Source organism: Ralstonia mannitolilytica, assembly GCF_905397375.1.
In the GTDB taxonomy this organism is placed as follows: domain Bacteria; phylum Pseudomonadota; class Gammaproteobacteria; order Burkholderiales; family Burkholderiaceae; genus Ralstonia; species Ralstonia mannitolilytica.
On sequence record NZ_CAJPVG010000002.1, the window covers coordinates 364,254 to 381,076 of the forward strand.

Here is a 16,823-nt window from a genome sequence, read left to right on the forward strand (position 1 = left end):
TCGAGACACTCCCATGGCTTTACTGCAGATTTCCGAACCCGGCGAATCGCCCGCACCGCACCAGCGCCGTCTGGCGGTCGGCATCGACCTGGGCACGACCAACTCGCTGGTGGCTTCCGTGCGCAGCAGCGTGCCGGAGGTGCTGCCCGACGATCAGGGCCGCCCGTTGCTGCCGTCGGTGGTGCGCTATCTGGCTGACGGCACCGCGCACATCGGCTACAAGGCGCAGGCCGAAGCCGTGCGCGATCCGAAGAACACCATCGTCTCGGTCAAGCGCTTCATGGGCCGCGGCCTGAAGGACGTGTCCCACATCGAGAACACGCCGTACGACTTCGTCGATGCGCCGGGCATGGTGCAGCTCAAGACCGTGGCGGGCGTGAAGAGCCCCGTGGAGGTGTCGGCGGAAATCCTCGCGACGCTGCGCCAGCGCGCGGAAGACACGCTCGGCGATGAACTCGTCGGCGCCGTCATCACCGTGCCGGCCTACTTTGACGATGCGCAGCGCCAGGCCACCAAGGATGCCGCCCGACTGGCCGGCCTGAACGTGCTGCGCCTGCTCAATGAGCCGACCGCCGCCGCCATCGCCTATGGCCTGGACAACGCGGCCGAGGGCGTCTATGCCGTCTACGACCTCGGTGGCGGCACGTTCGACATCTCCGTGCTCAAGCTGACCAAGGGCGTCTTCGAGGTGATGTCCACGGGTGGTGACTCGGCGCTCGGCGGCGACGATTTCGACCAGCGCATCGTGTGCTGGATCGTCGAGCAGGCCGGTCTGCAGCCACTGTCTGCCGAAGACACCCGCCTGCTGCTGAACAAGGCGCGTGCGGCCAAGGAGTGGCTTTCCACCGCCGACAGCACGGAGATCGACGCGATGCTCTCCACTGGCGAGACCGTGCACCTCGTGCTGACCGCCGAGACCTTCGCTGAACTGACCGCCAACCTCGTGCAGAAAACCATCGCACCGGTGCGCCGCGCGCTGCGCGATGCCGGTGTCACGGTGGACGACGTGAAGGGCGTGGTGCTGGTGGGCGGGGCGACGCGCATGCCGATCATCCGGCGGGCGGTGGCGCAGTTGTTCGGCCGTACGCCGCTCACGAACCTCGACCCGGATCAGGTCGTCGCCATCGGCGCGGCCATGCAGGCCAACTTGCTGGCGGGCAATCGCGCACCGGGCGAAGACTGGCTGTTGCTCGACGTGATCCCGCTGTCGCTCGGCGTCGAGACGATGGGCGGCCTGGTCGAGAAGATCATCCCGCGCAACAGCACGATTCCCGTGGCGCGCGCGCAGGAGTTCACCACCTTCAAGGACGGCCAGACGGCGATGGCGATCCACGTGCTGCAGGGCGAGCGCGAACTGGCCAGCGACTGCCGGTCGCTTGCGCGCTTCGAGCTGCGCGGCATTCCGCCGATGGTGGCCGGCGCCGCGCGCATCCGCGTGACGTATCAGGTCGATGCGGACGGCCTGCTGTCGGTGTCGGCGCGCGAGACGGTCTCCGGCGTGGAGGCATCGATCACCGTGAAGCCGTCGTATGGTCTGGCCGATGACGACATCGCCCGCATGCTGCAGGAGGGCTTCCAGTCTGCCGAAGACGACATGCGCCGGCGTGCGCTGGCGGAAGAGCGTGTCGAAGGCGAGCGCCTGCTCGAGGCGCTGTCGCATGCGCTGGAGGCCGACGGCGATCTGCTCTCGGCCGAGGAGCGCGCCGCGGTCGATGCCCAAATGGCCGCGCTGCGCACCACCATGCAGGGCGAAGACCACCGCGCCATCAAGGACGCCGTCGACGCGCTCTCGCACGGCACCGACGAATTCGCCGCGCGCCGCATGGATCGCAGCATCCGCGCGGCGCTTTCCGGCAAACGTATCGAAGAGCTCGGCTGATCGCTGGCAGCCGGCTCCCCAACCCCATTCATCGACCGAGTTTTTCATGCCACAAATCGTCGTCCTGCCCCACGTCGAATACTGCCCCGAGGGCGCCGTGATCGAAGCCAAGACCGGCACGAGCATCTGTGATGCGCTGCTGGGCGCCGACATCGAGATCGAGCACGCTTGCGAAAAGTCATGTGCCTGCACCACGTGCCACGTGGTCGTGCGCGAAGGTTTCGACTCGCTGGAGGAGGCTTCGGAAAAGGAAGAGGACCTGCTCGACAAGGCCTGGGGCCTGGAGCCCAATTCGCGCCTGTCGTGCCAGGCGAGGGTGGCAGACGAGGATCTCACCATCGAGATCCCGAAATACACGATCAACCACGCCAAAGAAAACCACTAAGCCGTACGGCGCCGTGGAGAGGGAGCTCATCATGAAATGGAACGACATTCAGCAGATTGCCGAAGCGCTGTACGACAAGTACCCCGACGTCGATCCGACGCGCCTGAACTTCGTGGACCTGCACAACAAGGTCGTCGGCCTGGAAGGCTTTGACGACGACCACAAGCGCGGCGGCGAAAAGTTTCTTGAAGCGATCCAGCAGGCGTGGATTGACGAAGCGGCGGAATGAACGCTCGCCTCGCTTTTTGCGGACATGAAAAAACCGGCCCGAAGGCCGGTTTTTCTTTGGGATGAAGCGGAGCGCGGATCAGCCTGCCACCAGCGTGCCGTTCTCGATATGCACACGGTCGCCAGGCTGGAAGCCCGGGGCGGCCTTGTAGGTAAAGCTGCGGCTCGTACCGTTGTCCATGCGCACGTTCACACGGTATTGCGTATCGCGGCTGTAGTGGTTTTCCGCCACGTGGCCGGCATAGCCGCCGCCCACTGCGCCGGCCACCGTGGCCAGCGTACGGCCATTGCCGCGGCCGATCTGGTTGCCCAGCAGGCCGCCCACCACCGCACCGCCGATCATGCCCAGGCCGGTCTCCTTGCCCTGCGTGGTGATCGGCGTCACCGACGTCACGTGACCGGTATACGGGCTGGCGGCCGGACGCGGTGGCGTCTGTGCGTAGCGGGGTGCCGCCGAGGGAGCGCGTTCGGCATAGGCCGGCTGGTGTGTCGGCGACGGCGGCGTGGCCACGGTCTGAGGGGGGTACGGCGCAGCCTGGTTCGGCTGCGTGGTCTGGCCCGGTGCTGCGAGCGCCATCGGCGTCGTGGAAGCGCCGGGGGCCGCCGTCGTCGACTGCGCAGCGACGTTCGGATCGGTACTGCCCTGGGTCGCCTTCGACGTGGGCAGCACACCGGTGATGGCGGCCACCGCCGTCAGGCTGGCGATGATCACGGCCACGGCGGCCGTCGTCATCAGCGGGTGCATGCGGCGCGGCGACGGAGGCACCTGCCCCGGGGACGTGCCACCGTATGTTTGACCTGCGTTCGGCTGGATGTTGTTGTTCATCATCGTTCTCCTGCGGCCGTGATCGGTGCGGCCCTTCGATGATCACAGTTTGGTCGATCGCCCGAACGGATGCCGTTTTAATTTGTAAGCATCTGTAGCACCATTTTCCTCTGGAAAATCAAGGGGATGCCGCACTTCAGCTCACAGTGTGAACCGGTGCGGATGTTACAAATGGCGGGGTGAAAGCACAGCAAAAACGCCCCTGAAGGGGCGTTGGCGGTGCGTCGTCGCGGCGATCAATCTTCGCGGCGCAGGTGCGGGAAGAGGATCACGTCGCGGATGTTCGGGCTGTCGGTCAACAGCATCACGAGGCGGTCGATGCCGATGCCGCAGCCGCCGGTCGGGGGCATGCCGTATTCCAGCGCGCGGATGTAGTCGGCGTCATAGAACATGGCTTCTTCATCGCCCGCGTCCTTCTGTTCGACCTGCTTGCGGAAGCGCTCGGCCTGGTCTTCCGGGTCATTCAGCTCGGAGAAGCCGTTGGCGATTTCGCGGCCGGTGATGAACAGCTCGAAGCGCTCGGTGATGCCGGGCAGCGTGTCGGAGCCGCGTGCCAGCGGCGACACTTCGACCGGGTAGTCGATGATGAACGTCGGCTCCCACAGTTGCGACTCGGCGGTTTCTTCAAACAGCACGAGCTGCAGCGTGCCTAGGCCGGCATTCAGGAACTGCGGGGCGTTGGTGTCGATCTTGAACTTCTTGAGTTCGGCACGCAGGAAGTCGGCATCGGCCAGTTGCGCATCGGTGTACTGCGGGGCGTACTTCTGGATGGCCTGCGTGATCGTCAGGCGATGGAACGGCTTGGACAGGTCCAGCTCGCGGCCCTGGTAAGTCAGCGTGGCGGTGCCCGAGGCGTCGATGGCGGCCTGCCGGATCAGCTGCTCGGTGAAGTCCATCAGCCAGCGGTAGTCCGTGTAGGCCGCGTAGAACTCCATCATCGTGAACTCGGGGTTGTGTCGCGGCGACACGCCCTCGTTACGGAAGTTGCGGTTGATCTCGTACACGCGCTCGAAGCCGCCGACGATCAGTCGCTTGAGGTACAGCTCGGGCGCGATGCGCAGGAACATCTGCATGTCCAGCGCGTTGTGATGCGTGATGAACGGCTTGGCTGCCGCGCCGCCTGGAATCGGGTGCAGCATCGGCGTCTCGACTTCCATGAAGCCGTTGCCGGCCATGAAGTTGCGCAGCGAGGCGATGGCCTTTGTGCGGGCGCGGAACGTCTCGCGCGTTTCTTTCGAGACGATCAGGTCCACGTAGCGCTGGCGGTACTTCTGCTCCTGGTCGGCCAGGCCGTAGTAGTCGCCGGGCAGCGGGCGCAGGCTCTTGGAGAGCAGGCGCAGCTCCGTCACCGCCACCGACAGTTCGCCGGTCTTCGTCTTCATCAGCGTGCCGCGCGCGGCTACGATGTCGCCGAGATCCCACTTCTTGAAGCTGGCGTAGACGTCTTCGCCCACCGCGTCGCGGCTGATGTAGAACTGGATGCGGTCGGTGCTGTCCTGCACGGTGGCAAAGCTGGCCTTGCCCATCACGCGCTTGAGCATCATGCGGCCGGCCACGGCAACCTGGACCGGCTCGGCTTCCAGCGCGGCTTGCTCGAGCGCGCCGTACTGGGCGTGCAGCTCGGCAGCGCGATGCGTCGGGCGGAAATCGTTGGGAAAGGCGACGCCTTGCTGCCGGATCTCGGCCAGCTTCTCGCGGCGCTCGGCGATGATCTTGTTGTCGTCCTGCGCGGGCACGGCGGCGTTCGATTCGGCCGCGTTGTTCTGTTCGGTCATGATGAGGAAGAGAGGAAAGTCGGGTCAGGCGTGCGGGTTACGCGTAGTGACGCAGGTCGTCGAGTTCGGTCGCACCAAAGTCAGGGCGGGCAAGGTAAGCGGCGATGCGCGCGGCAGCGTCCTGTGGCGAAACCAGTTCTCCGTGCGCATGCAGGTCGCGGAAGCGCTGCACGCCGGCAAAGCTTGCGCCGCGGATCGTGCGCTGCATGTCGGTGTCGATGACGCCGGGGGCCAGTGCCACGGCCCGTACGCTGGCATCGCCATCCGCGTTGATGGCGCGCACGAACATGTCGAGCCCCGCCTTGCCGGTGCAATACGCAGCCCAGCCGGCGATCGGGCGGCGCGCGGCGCCCGACGAGATCGCCAGCACGCGGCGCTGCGCATTCCAGCCGGCGGTGCCGCGCAGCAGGGCGGCCGTCAGCGCCATGGGGCCGGCCAGGTTCAGTTGCAGGTGCGGCAGCAGCGTGTCGGCGCGCAGCATGTCGATCGCGCCGATCGGCTCGACGGCGCCGGCATTGAGCACCAGCGTCACGTTCTGATGGGCGGGCAGGGCGGCCAGCGTCTTGGTCATCCACGCCTCCGCGGCATGCGCGTCGGAGAGGTCGACCTGATGCCAGTCGAGCGCCACGCCGGCTGCCGACGCCTGCGCGCGAAGTTCGGCGTTGTCGCCGCGCGCCGCGCAGACGAGGCGATTGCCGGGCTGCATCAGCGCCTGGACCAGCGCGGCGCCGAGGCCGCGGGAGGCGCCGGTCACGATGAACAGGGACGTGTCAGCCATGGTGCTCGCCTTGGAGGTCAGACGCCTTGCTTCAGGCTCGCCTCGATGAAGGCATCGAGATCGCCGTCCAGCACCTTCTGCGTGTTGGAGATTTCCACGTTCGTGCGCAGGTCCTTGATGCGGCTCTGGTCCAGCACGTACGAGCGGATCTGGTGGCCCCAGCCCACGTCGGTCTTGGAGGCTTCGAGCTTGTCGGCCTCGGCCTGGCGCTTGCGCAGCTCGTGCTCGTACAGGCGAGACTTCAGCATCGTCATCGCCTCGGCGCGGTTGCGGTGCTGCGAGCGGTCGTTCTGGCACTGCACGACGATACCGGTCGGGATGTGCGTGATCCGCACGGCAGAATCGGTCTTGTTGATGTGCTGGCCGCCGGCGCCGGATGCGCGGTACGTATCGACGCGCAGGTCCGCCGGGTTGATCTCGATCTCGATCGAGTCGTCGACTTCCGGATACACGAAGATCGACGAGAACGACGTGTGCCGGCCCCCCGCGGAGTCGAACGGCGACTTGCGCACCAGGCGGTGCACGCCGGTCTCGGTGCGCAGGAAGCCGAACGCGTATTCGCCTTCGACCTTGATCGATGCGCTCTTGATGCCGGCCACGTCGCCTTCGGACTCTTCCAGCACTTCGGTCTTGAAGCCCTTGCGTTCGCAGTACTTCAGGTACTGGCGCAGCAGCATCGACGCCCAGTCGCACGCCTCGGTGCCGCCGGCGCCGGCCTGGATGTCGATGAAGCAATTGGCGGCGTCCATCGGGCCAGAGAACATGCGTCGGAATTCCATGTCTTCGACGATGGCGCGCATGCCGGCGGTGTCGGCCTCGATGGCTTCGATGGTGTCGTCGTCGCCTTCCTCGCGGGCCAGCTCGAACAGCTCGGCGGCGCCGGTGAGGTCTGCGTCCAGCTTGGTCAGCGCCAGCACGACGTTCTCAAGCGATTTCTTCTCGCGGCCCAGTTCCTGGGCGCGTTTCGGGTCGTTCCAGACCTCGGGGTCTTCGAGCTCTTTGTCGACTTCGGCTAGACGTTCAGACTTGACGTCGTAGTCAAAGATACCTCCGAAGTTCGTCGGCGCGCGACTTCAGGTCGGCCAACGTGTTCTGGATGGCATTGAGGCGTTCTGCTTCCATGGTGCAAAAATCCGGTCGGAAACCGGAAATTATAGCGGAATCAAGGGGTTCTCCGCCCGCGCCGCCGGCTAAAGGCCGCGTTTTGGAGGAGATTTGTGCGCCCCACCTGGCGCTGCGGCGGGCTTCGGTTAGCATGACGCCCAGTCCCTGGGTTTTTTAGCCATCCGATGATCATCCGCTCGCTGCTCGACACCGATCTGTACAAATTCACGATGATGCAGGTGGTGCTGCACCACTTTCCCGGTGCGCACGTTGAATACCGTTTCAAGTGTCGCAATACCGGCGTGGACCTGGTGCCCTTCATCGAAGAGATTCGTGCGGAAATCCGCCATCTCTGCACGCTGCGCTTTACCGAGGCGGAGCTCGACTACCTGCGCGGCTTGCGCTTCATCAAGAGCGATTTCGTCGATTTTCTCGGCCTCTTCCACCTCAACGAAAAATACATCGACGTGCGCCCTGCGCCCGGCAACGACCGGCAGATCGAGATCGTCATCGCCGGGCCGTGGCTGCACACGATCATGTTCGAGGTGCCGGTGCTGGCGATCGTCAACGAGGTCTATTTCAGCCGCACGCAGACGCATCCGCAGTGGGAGGAGGGCAAGCGCCGCCTGACCGACAAGCTCGCCACGCTCCAGCGTCCCGGCCTGGAAGACTGCCGCATTGCCGATTACGGCACGCGCCGCCGCTTCTCGCATACCTGGCACGAGCACGTGCTGCTCGAGACGCGCGCGCAGCTCGGCGGCCAGTATGCGGGCACCAGCAACGTCTATTTCGCCATGAAGCACGGCATGACGCCGCTGGGCACGATGGCGCACGAATACCTGCAGGCCTGCCAGGCGCTCGGCCCGCGGCTGCGCGATTCCCAGACGTTCGCTCTGGAAACGTGGGCCAAGGAATACCGCGGCGATCTCGGTATCGCCCTGTCGGACACCTACGGCTTTGACGCCTTCCTGCGCGATTTCGACATGTTCTTCTGCAAGCTCTTCGGCGGCGTGCGGCATGACTCGGGCGACCCGTTCGAATGGGGCGAACGCATGCTCCAGCACTACGAAGGCATGCGCACCGACCCGAAATCCAAGGCGCTGATCTTTTCCGACAGCCTTGACATGCCGAAGGTCATCGGCCTGTACGAGCGCTTCCGGGGCCGCTGCAAGCTCGCGTTCGGCGTGGGGACGAACCTCACCAACGACCTCGGGTACACGCCGCTGCAGATCGTCATCAAGATGGTCCGCTGCAATGGCCAGCCCGTGGCCAAGCTGTCGGACGCACCCGAGAAGACGATGTGCGACGACCCGGCCTATCTGACCTATCTGAAACAGGTCTTCGGCGTGCAATAAGGCTCACGCGGGCGCCGAATAAGTTTCAATGGAGCGGCCGGGTGGGCGCGCGCACGGCTCGTATAATCGACCGATCTTTCGGAGCCGCCATGGATACACGACCGGACACCCCAGCCGACCCGCTCGACACGAGTCGCGCCCGCGACGCCATCTTCGCGCGCATCCGCAATGCACAGCATCGTCCCGAGCAGCCGACGCAGGGCGAGCGCGACGCCGTGGCGGATTATCTGGCGCGCCATCCGGCCGGTCCGCGCCCGCCGATGCCCGACAACCTTGCCGGCCACTTTGCCGGGCAGGCGACGAAGATGGCCTCCACGCTGGACACAGTTGCCACGCTGGCCGATGTGCCGGCTGCGGCGGCGCGCTATCTGTCCGGTCTGGGGCTGGCGCCGCGCGCCGTGGCCTGGACGACGCTGCAGTCGCTCGACTGGGCCGCGGCAGGCATTGCGGTCGAGTTCCGTCCGCCCATCCGCGAGCCGCAAGCCGATCAGGCGCACGGCGACCTTGTCGGCATCACGGGCTGCTTCTGCGCGATTGCCGAGACGGGCTCGCTGATGCTGCTATCGGGGCCGGAGAACGTCGCCTCCACGGCGCTGCTGCCCGAGACGCATATCGCCGTGGTTCCGCAGTCGCGCATCGTCGCCACGCTGGAAGACGCCTATGCGCTGATGCGCGCAGAGCGGGGCGAGCTGCCGCGCGCCACCAACGTCATCAGCGGGCCGTCGCGCACGGGTGATATCGAGCAGACGATCGTGCTGGGCGCACATGGCCCGTATCGCGTGCATGTGATCGTTGTGTCGGGCGCCTGACATTCGCGTCGGCCTGCTGGGCCTTGTTCGCGGGGGCCTGCCGTTTCCTCAAACCTGGATGGACGTTTGCGGGGCGGCAGGCCCCAGGCGTTTACACTGGCGTCTTTGCTTGTTCGGCGCGTGGCCTCGCAGCGCGCCAGTGCTTAGGAGAACGCCTACGTGAAACGCCTCTGGCCCCTTGTCTTCCTGTTTGTATGTGGCCTGGCGCGTGCAGCCGATGTCAACGGTGCGCAGCTGTCCTTGGCATGGGGCATGCCGTTCGCCGGCATTCTGCTGTCGATCGCCATCGCCCCGCTGCTGGCGCCCAGGCTGTGGCACGACCACTACGGCAAGATCGCAGCCGCCTGGGCCGTGCTGTTTCTTGTGCCGTTCGGGATGGCGTTTGGCGGGGAAGCCGCTGTCGCATCTGTCGTGCATGCCGCGCTGGCCGAGTACATCCCGTTCATCGCGTTGATTGCCGCGCTGTACGTGGTGGCAGGAGGCATCTGCATTCGGGGCAACCTGCACGGTACGCCCAAGCTCAACACGGGGCTGCTCGCGCTCGGCACGGGGCTTGCCAGCATCATGGGAACGACGGGCGCAGCCATGCTGCTGATCCGTCCGCTGCTGCGCGCAAACGATGCGCGCCGCCATCGCACCCATGTCGTCGTGTTCTTCATCTTCCTGGTGGCCAACGCCGGCGGGGCGCTGACGCCGCTGGGCGACCCGCCGCTTTTCCTCGGCTTCCTGCAGGGCGTCGACTTCTTCTGGACGACCCAGCATCTCTGGCGCCAGACCTTGATGATGTGGCTGCTGTTGCTGGCCATCTTCTTTGTGCTCGACAGCTACTTCTACCGTGCCGGCAAGGAGGAGCTGCCCGGCATCACCGACCCGACACCCGACGACGCGGGCCCCCTGCGCTTCGAGGGCAAGGTCAATTTCGTCCTGTTGGCCGGCATCCTGGCACTCGTGCTGATGAGCGGCCTGTGGAAGCCCGGCATCGCCTTCCACGTCATGGGCACCGAGGTGCTGCTGCAGAACGCGGTGCGCGACATCGGCCTGGTGGTGGTCGCGCTGCTGTCGCTGGGACTCACGCCCGCCGGGGCACGCGCCGGCAACGAGTTCAACTGGGAGCCCATTCTGGAGGTCGGCAAGCTGTTCGCCGGCATCTTCATCACCATCGGGCCCGTCATTGCCATGCTCAAGGCAGGTGTGGACGGCCCGTTCGCGGGCATTGTGCGCATGGTCAACGACGGTGCGGGGCAGCCCAACAACGCGATGTACTTCTGGGCCACGGGCCTGCTGTCGTCGTTCCTGGACAATGCGCCGACGTATCTCGTGTTCTTCAACACTGCCGGCGGAGATGCGCAGATGCTGATGAGCGAGGGCGCGGCCACCTTGGCGGCCATTTCAGCGGCCGCCGTGTTCATGGGGGCCAACACCTACATCGGGAATGCCCCCAACCTGATGGTCAAGGCGATTGCCGAAAGCCGGGGGCTGCAGATGCCGAGCTTCTTTGGCTACATGCTGTGGTCGGTGGGCATCCTGGTACCGATCTTCGTCTTGATGACCTTCCTCTTCTTCCGCTAACCGAACGGGGTTGCAACCAATGAAACCTGGAATCCTCGTGACGCGTGCGCTGTTTCCGGAAGTGCTGGAGCGGCTGCGCGAAGTTTTCGACGTGGTCGACAACCAGGCCGATGCGGTGTTTCCGCCCGAAGCGCTGGCCGAGCGCCTGCAGGGCCGGGTCGGGCTGCTCGCCAACGCGGCCGACACCATCGACGCCGATCTCATCACCCGCGTGCCGACACTGCGCGCCGTCGCCAACATGGCGGTCGGCTACAACAACCTGGACCTGCCGGCGATGACGCGTGCGGGCATCCTTGCCACGAACACGCCCGACATCCTGACCGAGACGACGGCCGATTTCGGGTGGGCTCTGCTGATGGCCGCTGCACGCCGTGTGTCGGAGTCCGAGCGCTGGCTGCGTGCGGGGCGCTGGAAGCGCTGGACGTACGACATGTTCCTCGGCGCCGAAGTGCATGGCACCACGCTGGGCATCCTGGGCATGGGCCGCATCGGCCAGGCGCTGGCGCGTCGGGCGAGCGGCTTTTCGATGCGCGTGCTCTACCACAACCGCAGCCGCCTCGCGCCCGAGATCGAACAGCAGACGCGCGCGACCTACGTCAGCAAGGAAGCGCTGCTCCGGCAGGCCGACCATCTCGTGCTCGTGCTGCCGTATTCGCCGGAAAGCCACCACGCGATCGGCGCGGCCGAGCTGGCGCAGATGAAGCCGAGCGCGACGCTGGTGAACCTCGCGCGTGGCGGCATCGTCGATGATGCGGCGCTGGCGCAGGCACTGGCCGAGAAGCGCATCTTCGCAGCGGGCCTCGACGTATACGAGGGAGAGCCGAAGGTGCATCCGGCGCTGCTGGAGGCCGAGCATGTCGCGCTCACGCCGCATATCGCCAGTGCCACGCATGGCACGCGCCTGGGCATGGCGAACCTCGCGGCGGACAACCTGATCGCGGCGCTCGGCTTTGGGCCGCACGCCGGGCAGCCGCCCAACCTTTTGAACCCGGATGCGCTGGCCGTGCGGCGCACCTCTGCCTGATCGAACGCCCGTATGGATTGGATGGCTCTTCTGACCTTGCTTGGCGTGGCCGTGGTGGCCGTGCTGTGTGTGCTGATCTGGCGCGGTGTGTCACGCCCGGCAACGCATGATGTGTCGCCGATGTTCAATGCGCTGCGCGAAGAGCTGGCGCGTGGCAACGAGCGCATTGAACGCGAATTGCGCGGCGAGATCGGCGAGACCGCGCGCATCGGACGCAGCGACGTGACCCAGCAGCTCGGGCAGTTCCAGCAGGTGCTGGCCACGCAGCTGACCAGCGTCGCCACGCTGCAGAACAACCAGATCGACACGTTCGCCCAGCAGCTCACGAAGCTGACCGAGACGAATACTCAGCAGCTCGAAGCCGTGCGCCAGAGCCTGCAGCAGCAGGCCCAGCAGGCCCGCGAAGAGCAGGGCAACGCGCTGCGCCGGTTTGGCGACACGATGCAGCAGCAGCTCGCCCAGCTGGCCGAAGGCAACGAGCGCCGCCTGTCGGAGGTGCGGGCCACGCTCGAGCAGAAGCTCAAGGACATCGAGGCCAACAACGCGATCAAGCTCGACGAGATGCGCCGCACCGTGGACGAGAAGCTGCATGCCACGCTCGAACAGCGCCTGGGCGAATCGTTCAAGCTGGTGTCGGACCGGCTCGAACAGGTGCACCGCGGCCTGGGCGAAATGCAGGCACTGGCCCAGGGCGTGGGCGACCTGAAGAAGGTGCTGACCAACGTGAAGACGCGCGGCACGTGGGGCGAAGTCCAGCTCGAGATGCTGCTCGAGCAGATGCTCACGCCCGAGCAGTACGACAAGAACGTCGAGACCGTGCGTGGTACCGGCGCCCGCGTCGAATTTGCGATCCGCCTGCCTGGCAAGACCGATGCCGACCGCGACGCCACCGTCTGGCTGCCTATTGACGCCAAGTTTCCGAAGGAGCAGTACGAGCGCCTGGTCGACGCACAGGAACGCGCCGACGCGGAAGCCGCCGCGGCTGCCAGCCGCGAACTCGAGGTGGCGGTCCGCAAGGAAGCGCAAACCATCCACGAGAAGTACATCGCGCCGCCCGCCACCACCGACTTTGCGATCCTCTTCCTGCCGACTGAGGGCCTGTATGCCGAGGTGTTGCGCCGCCCGGGCCTGACGGACGCATTGCAGCGCACATTCCGCGTGACGGTGGCAGGGCCGACCACGCTGACCGCCATCCTGAACAGCCTGCAGATGGGGTTCCGTACGCTGGCGCTGGAAAAGCGCTCCAGCGAGGTGTGGCAGGTCCTCGGCGCGGTCAAGAGCGAATTCGGCAAGTTCGGTGACGTGCTGGCCGCGACCAAGAAAACGCTCGAGCGCGCCGTCAGCAACATCGAGCAAGCCGAAGTGCGTACGCGCCAGATGAACCGCAAGCTCAAGGCAGTGGAAGCGTTGCCGAGCGACTCGGCGCAGAACGTACTGGGCCTGGGAACCGCGTCGCCGGTCGACGACGAAACCGAAGCGGAGTAACGCGCGTCAGCAAAAGCAAAGGGGCGGAAATTTCCGCCCCTTCTTGTCTGGCCAGACACCTGGGATCAGGCTTCTTCGGGCACGTCGCGCAGCACGATTTCGATACCGCCGAAACGCGCCGCCACCCAGTTGTAGGCGCGGCAGGCGAGCCACAGGGCACCGAAGCCGACGAGCGCATTCAAGATCAGGCCGCTGAGCACAACGACCGTCGGCAGTTCACCGTAGCGCACGAAGCCGACGAAGAAGAACAGCCCCACGACCGGCAGCGAAAAACACAGATACACCAGCACCAGCGCGCGCGCGGTGTGGGCCGGGTGAAGGTAGGCAATCTCCTTGGTCATCATGGCATTACTCAAGCTCAGGCAAATCCGAACAATCAAACTGGCGCAAAGTGTAGCGAATCGACCGATGCGCCGATACCCGCGCCCTGTGGGTGACGCAAAAAACCGACAGCATGCCGCATTGCCTGCGGCGCAAGGGTCGTTGCGGCCACGCCGCTCAGACCAGGCCGTCGAAGAGCAGCACCTGCACGGCGTCGCCGGCGTTGACCTGGCCCTGATCATGACCAAGCACGACAAAGCAGTTGGCTTCGCTCATGGAGCGCAGCACGCCAGAACCTTGCTGCCCGGTCAGGCGAACTTCGAGCTGGCCTCGATCGTTCAGGGCGGCGATCGCGCGCTGATATTCCGTGCGGCCGGGGCGCTTGCGGATGGGCGCCGCGCTGATCGCCGGTACCAGCGGCGCGCCGGGCTCGTTGGCGCCCATCATGCGCAGCAGGGCGCCGCGCACGAAGTGATAGAACGTCACCATCACCGCCACCGGATTGCCGGGCAGGCCGAACAGAAAGGCGCTGTGGCCATTTGACGTGATCCGGCCGAATGCCATCGGCCGGCCGGGGCGCATGGCGATCTTCCAGAACGTCACGTCGCCGAGCTTGGCCATCATCTGCTTGGTGAAGTCGGCCTCGCCGACCGAGACGCCGCCGGAGGTGATGATCGCGTCGGCGTTTTCCGCGGCCGTGCGAAACGCGGCTTCCAGGGCGGCCGGGTCGTCGCGCACGACGCCCATGTCAAGGAGCTCCACGCCCAGGCGCGAGAGCATGCCGTGCAGCGTGTACCGGTTCGAGTCGTACACGCAGCCAGCATCGAGCGGTTCACCAATGGAACGCAGCTCGTCGCCGGTCGAGAAGAACGCCACGCGCAGCTTCCGGCGGACTGGCACCTCGGCAATGCCGAGCGAGGCGAGCAGGCCGAGGTCGGCCGGGCGGAGGATCCGGCCCGCGGACAATGCCGCGCTTCCCTTGGCGAGGTCTTCGCCGCGCAGGCGGCGGTTGTCGCCCACGCGCACGGCGTCGCGCGCAAAGCGGACGGTGTCGGCATCGCCTTGCGTGAATTCCTGCGGGATGACCGTGTCGCAGCCGCTGGGCATGACGGCGCCGGTCATGACGCGCACCGCTTCACCGGCGCCGGGCGTTCCGTCGAACGCAATGCCTGCGTACGCGGTGCCGATCACGCGCAACGCAACGTCGCCGTCGCCGCGCGCCAGTTCGGCGCCGGCAAAGGCGAAACCGTCCATGGCGGAGTTGTCGTGCGCGGGCACGTCGATGGTCGACAGCACGTCTTGGGCAAGCACACGATCGAGGGCGCTGCGGATCGGCACGCGCGCCACGCCGCCCACGGGATGCACGAAGTCGCGCATGATGGCTTGCGCCTGCGCCACGGGCAGCGCGTTCGGGTCGTAGTCGGAGAGGCAGGAAACGACGGAGGCAAGAGTGGTCATGACGTCGGTGAAGATCGATGGCCGTCAGGCGGTAGGGGCGTGCTACCGGCGCCCGGCCAGGTGATGCAGTTCTTCCAGCGTATTGATGTTGGCGAAGGCGGACGCGTCGTCGAACGGCACTTCCACCGTCGCGTGCCGCGCCGCCCAGCTTTCGATCTTGCGGCCGCCGCCTTGCAGATAGGCGATCAGGTCGTCGGCGAGCAGCGTATCGATGAGGCAGAAGACGGGCTGGACCTGGCGGCGCGGCTCGCCTTGCGCGTCGGGCTCCGTCGTGACCGGCATGGCGATGCGCGCGTCGTTGGCTTCGATGGCCTCCGACAGCCTCGCCGCCAGATCGGTCGGCACGAACGGCGAATCGCACGGCGCGGTGAGCAGGTAGCGCGTCTGACACTGCTCCAGCCCGGCCAGGATGCCCGCCAGCGGGCCGGCAAAGTCCGGCACCGAATCCACCACCACCGGGACACCGAACGACTCGTACGCAGCCAGGTTGCGGTTAGCATTGATGAGCACGTGGTCCACTTGCGGCGACAGGCGCAGCAGCGTGTGCATCGCCATCGGGGCGCCACGAAACGTCTGCAGCCCCTTGTCGACGCCGCCCATGCGGCTGCCCCGGCCGCCGGCGAGGACCAGGCCGGTGATGTCGGAAGTCGGAATCATGTGTTGGATGCGGGCGGGCTCAGCCGCCGATATAGGACATTTCGATGCGTCGCCCGGCCGGCTGGGCTTGGCCACTCGCGCGCAGTTCGGAATAGCGGTCGGCGCGGCCTTGCCAGATGCCGCGAATGGCGTTGGAGAGTTCGAGGTCGCTGGCCCCGCCCCGCAGCAGCGCACGCAAGTCGAAGCCTTCGGTCGCGAACAGGCACAGGTACAGCTTGCCCTCGGTGGACAGGCGCGCGCGTGTGCAATCGTGACAGAACGCCTGCGTTACGCTGGAGATCACGCCGATCTCGCCCGCGCCATCGGCGTAGCGCCACCGCTCGGCCGTCTCGCCGCTGTAGTTGGCCGACAGCGGTTCCAGGGCAAACTCCGCTGACAGGCGCTGGATCACCTCGGCCGACGGCACGACGTAGCGCATGTCCCAGTGGTTGGTCGTGCCCACATCCATGTACTCGATAAAACGCAGGACGACGCCGCTTGCGCGGAAGTGGCGCGCCATCGGCACGATCTGGTCATCGTTGTCGCCTTTCTTGACGACCATGTTGACCTTGATCGGCGCCAGGCCGACCCGCTGCGCGACTTCGATGCCGTGCAGCACCTCGCCGACGGCAAAGTCCACGTCGTTCATGCGGCGGAACGTCGCGTCATCGATGCCGTCGAGGCTGACCGTCACGCGCGTGAGGCCAGCGTCTTTGAGGGACTGCGCCTTGCGCGCGAGCAGGGCGCCGTTGGTGGTGAGCGTCAGGTCGAGCGGCTTGCCTTCCGCGGTGGTCAGGCGGGCCAGCATCTCGACCAGGCGCTCGATGTTCTTGCGCAGCAGCGGCTCGCCGCCGGTAAGGCGAATCTTTTCGACGCCGTGCTCGATGAACAGCCGCGCCATGCGCTCGATCTCTTCGAACGACAGCAGCTCGGAATGCCGCAAGAAGCGGTAGTCCTTGTCGAACACGTCTTTCGGCATGCAGTACACGCAGCGGAAATTGCAGCGGTCTGTCACCGAAATGCGCAGGTCGTGCAAGCGGCGGCCGCGCGTATCCGCCAGCCAGCCCTGCGCCGGGACGAGCACGTCCGGCACCGAAGGCACCGTGGCCCGGTGGTGCTGGCCATCACGGATATCGCGCAGATCGTAGAGGGGAATGACGGTTTCGGTCATGGTGCGGTGCAGTGCGTCAA

Annotated in this window: 16 protein-coding genes; 8 read left to right on the forward strand and 8 right to left on the reverse strand. The window is 66.1% G+C overall.

All coding sequences use genetic code 11. The annotated features are described in order from the left end of the window. Nucleotides 1–13 precede the first annotated feature (13 nt). From hscA to iscX, 3 genes are read left to right on the forward strand one after another with little or no spacing between them, the layout of a single operon-like run. Nucleotides 14–1,879 (forward strand): Fe-S protein assembly chaperone HscA, encoded by a 1,866-nt coding sequence (gene hscA, locus KHN96_RS07375; protein WP_045786435.1) that lies wholly within the window; start codon nt 14–16, stop codon nt 1,877–1,879. Between the two features lie 46 nt (nt 1,880–1,925). After that, complete coding sequence (fdx, locus tag KHN96_RS07380; RefSeq protein WP_045786436.1) at nt 1,926–2,264, forward strand: ISC system 2Fe-2S type ferredoxin; 339 nt, start codon at nt 1,926–1,928, stop codon at nt 2,262–2,264. A 31-nt stretch (nt 2,265–2,295) separates the two neighbouring features. Next, entirely contained in the window at nt 2,296–2,493 is a 198-nt protein-coding gene (iscX, locus tag KHN96_RS07385; protein WP_062739331.1) for a Fe-S cluster assembly protein IscX, read from the forward strand. A 78-nt stretch (nt 2,494–2,571) separates the two neighbouring features. Here iscX and KHN96_RS07390 read toward each other — a convergent pair whose 3' ends face one another. From KHN96_RS07390 to prfB, 4 genes are all read right to left on the reverse strand, one after another. Further along, nucleotides 2,572–3,318: an outer membrane lipoprotein gene (locus KHN96_RS07390; protein WP_045786438.1), complete on the reverse strand. Its 747-nt coding sequence runs from the start codon at nt 3,316–3,318 to the stop codon at nt 2,572–2,574. A gap of 236 nt (nt 3,319–3,554) precedes the next feature. Then, nucleotides 3,555–5,093 (reverse strand): lysine--tRNA ligase, encoded by a 1,539-nt coding sequence (lysS, locus tag KHN96_RS07395; RefSeq protein WP_062739329.1) that lies wholly within the window; start codon nt 5,091–5,093, stop codon nt 3,555–3,557. Nucleotides 5,094–5,130: 37 nt separating this feature from the next. Beyond that, nucleotides 5,131–5,871: an SDR family oxidoreductase gene (locus KHN96_RS07400; RefSeq protein WP_045786440.1), complete on the reverse strand. Its 741-nt coding sequence runs from the start codon at nt 5,869–5,871 to the stop codon at nt 5,131–5,133. A 17-nt stretch (nt 5,872–5,888) separates the two neighbouring features. Beyond that, nucleotides 5,889–6,993, reverse strand: a protein-coding gene (gene prfB, locus KHN96_RS07405; protein WP_096745095.1) for a peptide chain release factor 2 whose coding sequence is annotated in 2 segments (ribosomal slippage) — nt 5,889–6,911 and nt 6,913–6,993 — 1,104 coding nt in all. Because the reading frame shifts where the segments join, the coding sequence is not laid out codon by codon here. A 167-nt stretch (nt 6,994–7,160) separates the two neighbouring features. Here prfB and pncB point away from each other — a divergent pair. The 5 genes from pncB to KHN96_RS07430 all read left to right on the forward strand — a co-directional run bounded on the left by pncB (nt 7,161) and on the right by KHN96_RS07430 (nt 13,217). Continuing rightward, complete coding sequence (gene pncB, locus KHN96_RS07410; protein ID WP_115043985.1) at nt 7,161–8,330, forward strand: nicotinate phosphoribosyltransferase; 1,170 nt, start codon at nt 7,161–7,163, stop codon at nt 8,328–8,330. 89 nt (nt 8,331–8,419) lie between these two features. Next, nucleotides 8,420–9,139: a LutC/YkgG family protein gene (locus KHN96_RS07415; RefSeq protein WP_045786442.1), complete on the forward strand. Its 720-nt coding sequence runs from the start codon at nt 8,420–8,422 to the stop codon at nt 9,137–9,139. Between the two features lie 159 nt (nt 9,140–9,298). Next, complete coding sequence (locus KHN96_RS07420; protein WP_062739326.1) at nt 9,299–10,708, forward strand: sodium:proton antiporter; 1,410 nt, start codon at nt 9,299–9,301, stop codon at nt 10,706–10,708. 19 nt (nt 10,709–10,727) lie between these two features. Continuing rightward, entirely contained in the window at nt 10,728–11,732 is a 1,005-nt protein-coding gene (locus KHN96_RS07425) for a 2-hydroxyacid dehydrogenase (protein ID WP_062739323.1), read from the forward strand. A 12-nt stretch (nt 11,733–11,744) separates the two neighbouring features. Then, nucleotides 11,745–13,217, forward strand: coding sequence for a DNA recombination protein RmuC (locus tag KHN96_RS07430; RefSeq protein WP_045786445.1), 1,473 nt, complete (start codon nt 11,745–11,747; stop codon nt 13,215–13,217). Between the two features lie 65 nt (nt 13,218–13,282). On the opposite strand, the gene KHN96_RS07435 is transcribed toward KHN96_RS07430, so the two are convergent. The 4 genes from KHN96_RS07435 to moaA all read right to left on the reverse strand — a co-directional run bounded on the left by KHN96_RS07435 (nt 13,283) and on the right by moaA (nt 16,803). Continuing rightward, nucleotides 13,283–13,561 carry a hypothetical protein gene (locus KHN96_RS07435; RefSeq protein WP_045786446.1) on the reverse strand — a complete coding sequence of 93 codons (279 nt, stop codon included), beginning with the start codon at nt 13,559–13,561 and terminating at the stop codon, nt 13,283–13,285. Between the two features lie 154 nt (nt 13,562–13,715). Then, on the reverse strand, nt 13,716–14,996 hold the full coding sequence (moeA, locus tag KHN96_RS07440) for a molybdopterin molybdotransferase MoeA (protein ID WP_062739322.1): 1,281 nt from the start codon (nt 14,994–14,996) through the stop codon (nt 13,716–13,718). A gap of 42 nt (nt 14,997–15,038) precedes the next feature. Further along, nucleotides 15,039–15,653, reverse strand: coding sequence for a molybdenum cofactor guanylyltransferase MobA (mobA, locus tag KHN96_RS07445; protein ID WP_045786448.1), 615 nt, complete (start codon nt 15,651–15,653; stop codon nt 15,039–15,041). Between the two features lie 19 nt (nt 15,654–15,672). Next, a complete protein-coding gene (gene moaA, locus KHN96_RS07450; protein WP_045786449.1) occupies nt 15,673–16,803 on the reverse strand; it encodes a GTP 3',8-cyclase MoaA in 1,131 nt (376 codons plus the stop codon). Nucleotides 16,804–16,823 lie beyond the last annotated feature (20 nt).

Coding starts and splice junctions, on each gene's coding strand:
- hscA (WP_045786435.1), top strand. CDS start 14: ATGGCTTTACTGCAGATTTCCGAACCCGGCGAATCGCCCGCACCGCAC.
- fdx (WP_045786436.1), top strand. CDS start 1,926: ATGCCACAAATCGTCGTCCTGCCCCACGTCGAATACTGCCCCGAGGGC.
- iscX (WP_062739331.1), top strand. CDS start 2,296: ATGAAATGGAACGACATTCAGCAGATTGCCGAAGCGCTGTACGACAAG.
- KHN96_RS07390 (WP_045786438.1), bottom strand. CDS start 3,318: ATGAACAACAACATCCAGCCGAACGCAGGTCAAACATACGGTGGCACG.
- lysS (WP_062739329.1), bottom strand. CDS start 5,093: ATGACCGAACAGAACAACGCGGCCGAATCGAACGCCGCCGTGCCCGCG.
- KHN96_RS07400 (WP_045786440.1), bottom strand. CDS start 5,871: ATGGCTGACACGTCCCTGTTCATCGTGACCGGCGCCTCCCGCGGCCTC.
- pncB (WP_115043985.1), top strand. CDS start 7,161: ATGATCATCCGCTCGCTGCTCGACACCGATCTGTACAAATTCACGATG.
- KHN96_RS07415 (WP_045786442.1), top strand. CDS start 8,420: ATGGATACACGACCGGACACCCCAGCCGACCCGCTCGACACGAGTCGC.
- KHN96_RS07425 (WP_062739323.1), top strand. CDS start 10,728: ATGAAACCTGGAATCCTCGTGACGCGTGCGCTGTTTCCGGAAGTGCTG.
- KHN96_RS07430 (WP_045786445.1), top strand. CDS start 11,745: ATGGATTGGATGGCTCTTCTGACCTTGCTTGGCGTGGCCGTGGTGGCC.
- KHN96_RS07435 (WP_045786446.1), bottom strand. CDS start 13,561: ATGATGACCAAGGAGATTGCCTACCTTCACCCGGCCCACACCGCGCGC.
- moeA (WP_062739322.1), bottom strand. CDS start 14,996: ATGACCACTCTTGCCTCCGTCGTTTCCTGCCTCTCCGACTACGACCCG.
- mobA (WP_045786448.1), bottom strand. CDS start 15,653: ATGATTCCGACTTCCGACATCACCGGCCTGGTCCTCGCCGGCGGCCGG.
- moaA (WP_045786449.1), bottom strand. CDS start 16,803: ATGACCGAAACCGTCATTCCCCTCTACGATCTGCGCGATATCCGTGAT.